General features: G+C 71.7%; 4 protein-coding genes. 2 read left to right on the plus strand and 2 right to left on the minus strand.

All coding sequences use genetic code 11. The features are described 5' to 3' along the window. Nucleotides 1–71 precede the first annotated feature (71 nt). A complete protein-coding gene (locus ROTAS13_RS21415) occupies nucleotides 72–575 on the plus strand; it encodes an FkbM family methyltransferase (RefSeq protein WP_253187733.1) in 504 nt (167 codons plus the stop codon). 27 nt (nucleotides 576–602) lie between these two features. Then, a complete protein-coding gene (locus tag ROTAS13_RS21420; protein ID WP_019460223.1) occupies nucleotides 603–1,661 on the plus strand; it encodes a glycosyltransferase family 4 protein in 1,059 nt (352 codons plus the stop codon). Here the strand turns inward: ROTAS13_RS21420 and ROTAS13_RS21425 are convergent. Both ROTAS13_RS21425 and ROTAS13_RS21430 read right to left on the minus strand, forming a co-directional pair. Continuing rightward, nucleotides 1,642–2,232, minus strand: a complete 591-nt coding sequence (locus ROTAS13_RS21425; protein ID WP_237719336.1) for a YjbF family lipoprotein — start codon at nucleotides 2,230–2,232, stop codon at nucleotides 1,642–1,644. The genes ROTAS13_RS21420 and ROTAS13_RS21425 overlap by 20 nt on opposite strands. A gap of 514 nt (nucleotides 2,233–2,746) precedes the next feature. Then, the coding region (locus ROTAS13_RS21430; protein ID WP_139323472.1) for an MFS transporter at nucleotides 2,747–3,403 on the minus strand (657 nt) is incomplete at its 5' end.

A 3,403-nucleotide genomic window follows, 5' to 3' on the forward strand; every position in this document is an offset into this window, starting at 1 on the left:
TCGCCTTACGGTGGAGCTGTGCGTAGATGTGATCAAGAGACAGGCTCTTCCGTGCCGATCCCGGCGTCGCCGTGCTGGCCACCCTGGTCGGCGCGGCAGAGGGCGAGGCCGAGTTGCACCTGAACAGCGCCAACCCCACCGTGGCCACCGCTTCCGCCGATTTTGTCGCCGCCGCCCGCGATGCCGAGGGCTGGGAGGGACAGCGCTGGGACGGCACGCTCCGCCGCCCGGTCACCACGCTCGATGCGCTGATCGCCCGGCACGGCCTGCCGCATTTCGCCAAGCTGGATGTCGAGGGCTACGAGGCCGAGGCCCTGGCCGGGCTGAGCCGGCCCCTGCGCGGCCTGAGCTTCGAGTTCACCACCATCCAGCGCGACGTCGCGCGCCGCTGCCTCCAACGGCTGGCAGCCCTCGGCCCCTACCGCTTCAATGCCTGTCTCGGGGAGGAAACCCGCTTCCTCTTCCCCCGGCCGCGCGGCGCGGCGGAGATGACCGGCTGGCTCGATGCCCTGCCACAGACGGCCAACAGCGGCGACATCTACGCGAGCCTGGAACCCGGGCGCCTCCTCCCTTGACCCGACTCCTCTGACCCACCGGCCCTGATGCAGTTCCAAGCCTTCCTCCAGCACCTCGGCTTCGCCGCGATGCTCGCCCTCCTCTCGGCCGTGCTGGTCCGGGGAATGATCGCCTTCCCCATCCTCGACCGGCCCAATGCCCGCTCCGCCCATGTGGTGCCGACGCCCCGCGGCGGCGGCGTCGGCGTGGTGGCGGCCTTCGTGGCGGGGATGGTCGTGCTCTATTCGGGTGCGCAATACGCCCGCATCGCCGATCCCCAGTTCGTCGGCGTGATCCTGGCGGCGGTGGCCATTGCCGCCGTTTCCCTGGCCGACGACGTGGTGAACTTCCGCTTCTCCCTCAAGCTCGCTGCCCAGGCGGGGGCTGCCATGGTGGCCATGGCCTGCGGCCTGGTGGTGCAGCGCCTGGCCCTGCCGCAGATCGGGCTGGTGGAGCTGGGGCCCCTCGGCCCGGTGCTGACCCTGTTCTGGATCCTTGCCTGCACCAACGCGGTGAACTTCATGGACGGGCTGGACGGCCTCGTCGGCGGCTCCCTCCTGGTCGCCTCCATCGCCCTCTGCGGCATCGCGGCGCTGCTGGGCGGCTGGTTCGTCTATGCCGCGGCGCTCTTCCTCGCCGCCGGGCTGCTGGGCTTCCTGCCCTTCAACCTCACCCCGGCGCGCATCTTCATGGGCGATGTCGGCTCGCAGTTCCTGGGCTTCATGATGGCGGTGCTGGCCGTGGCCGCCGCCCGCTTCGAATACACCCAGGTCTCCTTCCTGATCGTGCCGCTGCTGCTCTTCGCCCTGCTCTTCGACAGCGGCTTCACCCTGCTGCGCCGCATGGCGATGGGCGAGCGCGTGGCCCAGGCGCACCGCACCCACCTGTACCAGATGGCCCAGCGCGCCGGCATGCCGACTGCCCGGATCGCCGCCGCCCATTGGGGCTTCGCCGTCTTCCAGGGCCTGCTCGCGCTGCTCTTCCTGTATCTCGCACCCTGGGCCAAGCCGCTGGTCCTGCTGCCGGCCCTGCTGGTGCAGCTCGGCTGGCTGTTCCTGGTGGCGCGGCGGGTGCGGCGGGCAGGGCTCAGCTGGCGGGCGGCGTGAGGACCTCGATCACCATCGGGCGCTCCTCCCCGACCCATTGCTCGGAACGCCAGATCGCCCCGGTTTCCGGCACCGCCCAGTAGCGGTTGGTGAAGGACGCGCCGCCGCCGCAGCGTTCCTCCACCAGCAGCGCCTCCCCGCTCCGCGCCGCCCGCAGCCGGCATTCCAGACCCAGGCCGAAGCGCATGTGGTCCGGCGAGCGGTCGGGGCGCATCAGGTCCACCCAGCGGCGCAGCGTGGCCGGGCGTTCCGCCAGCGCCGTCGGATCGTCCAGCGGGTCCGGCCCGTCCAGCCGCGTGGCGGCCAGATAGGTCCGGGTTCCTGCCGTCGCCGTCACCCGTGCCCCGTCCGTCGCGACCACCAGCCCGTCCGGGCTGCGCCACAGCCGCCGTTCGCCATTCTCCTCGATCATCACCGCCACCACCCGGCGCGAGCCCTGCCGCACCGACAGCGCCGGCTCGGCCGGCAAGCCGTCCCCCGCCGGGGCGGGCAGGCGGCTGCGCGGCATCGCCTCCCCGGCCGGATCGTCCGCCGCCGGACCGCCGAGGACAGGACGCATGAGGTCAGCCATCACAGTGTCGCCACAGGCGGCGAGCAGCAGGAGCGGAAGCGCGAGGAGGAATCGCATGATTGTGACCATAGGTTGTTATTCCGGCCGCGTGGAGATCCTCCGGAACGCCGGTCACGTCTTGTGTCCGGCGTTGCGCTGTCCCGGGTGAAAGGCGCTGCCTTTCCCCCGGACCCCCTATCCGCCAGGACCCTGCGGGCCCTGGACCCGGTTCGTTGGCGCTCGCTGATGCCGGATCGCGCCGGAGAGCCAGGCTCTCCGGCGGACTGCCGGTGCCATGAGAGCGGACAAGGTGTCTTTCTTTTTTTCGGGAATCCCGCCTTTCTACCTGTTCCCAGGGATCAACCCGCAGACTGACGGCCACCACGCAGAACCCACGAAAGCCCGGCGGGGTCCGGGAACCGGCTCCGGTCCCCGGCGGAGAGGGGGTTCCGGGTGGAGAGGCAGCGCCTCTCCCCCGGCGACCGGCCACGAAGCGCAACGTCCGAAGCCGGAACCACCGGGAAAAGCGCCGTCCTCACCCCCTGGCGCGACGTGGTGCCCGCACGCTCAGCAGCATCAGCGCCCCCAGCCCCAGGAACACGCCGATGGTCGCCATGCCGAGCCGCTGGCTGCCGGTCAGCGTGGTCACCGCCGCCAGCACGGCGGGGCCGAGGAAGCCGGTGATGCGGCCCGACAGGGCGAAGAGGCCGAAATGCGCCGCCATCTCCCCGGGCGGCGCCAGCCGGGCCAGCAGCGTGCGCGAGGACGCCTGGGCGGGGCCGAAGAACAGGCCCAGCAGCAGTGCCAGAACCCAGAAGGCCGGCTTGGACGGCACCACGACCAGCGCCGCGCTCAGCAGCAGCAGCGCGGCCAGCGAGAGCAGCACCGTCCGCTTCGAACCCAGCCGGTCGTCCACCAGCCCGCCCGCCGCCGCACCGATCCCGGCCGTGACGTTGAGGGCGATGCCGAACAGCAGGATCTCCTGGATCGCCATGCCGTGCACCCCGGCGGCGAAGATGGCACCGAAGGCGAAGAGCGTGTTCAGCCCATCGGTGTAGAGCATGTTGGCCAGCAGGAAGCGCCACAGGTCCCGCCGCTGCGGCAGGCGGCGCAGCACGGAGACCAGTTCCTCCAGCCCGCCGCGCGCCGCCGCGGCCCAGCCCGGGCGTAGCCCCCTGGGGTCCTGTCTCTT

It is taken from the genome of Roseomonas sp. TAS13 (assembly GCF_001950415.1).
GTDB classification, from domain to species: domain Bacteria; phylum Pseudomonadota; class Alphaproteobacteria; order Acetobacterales; family Acetobacteraceae; genus Roseomonas; species Roseomonas mucosa.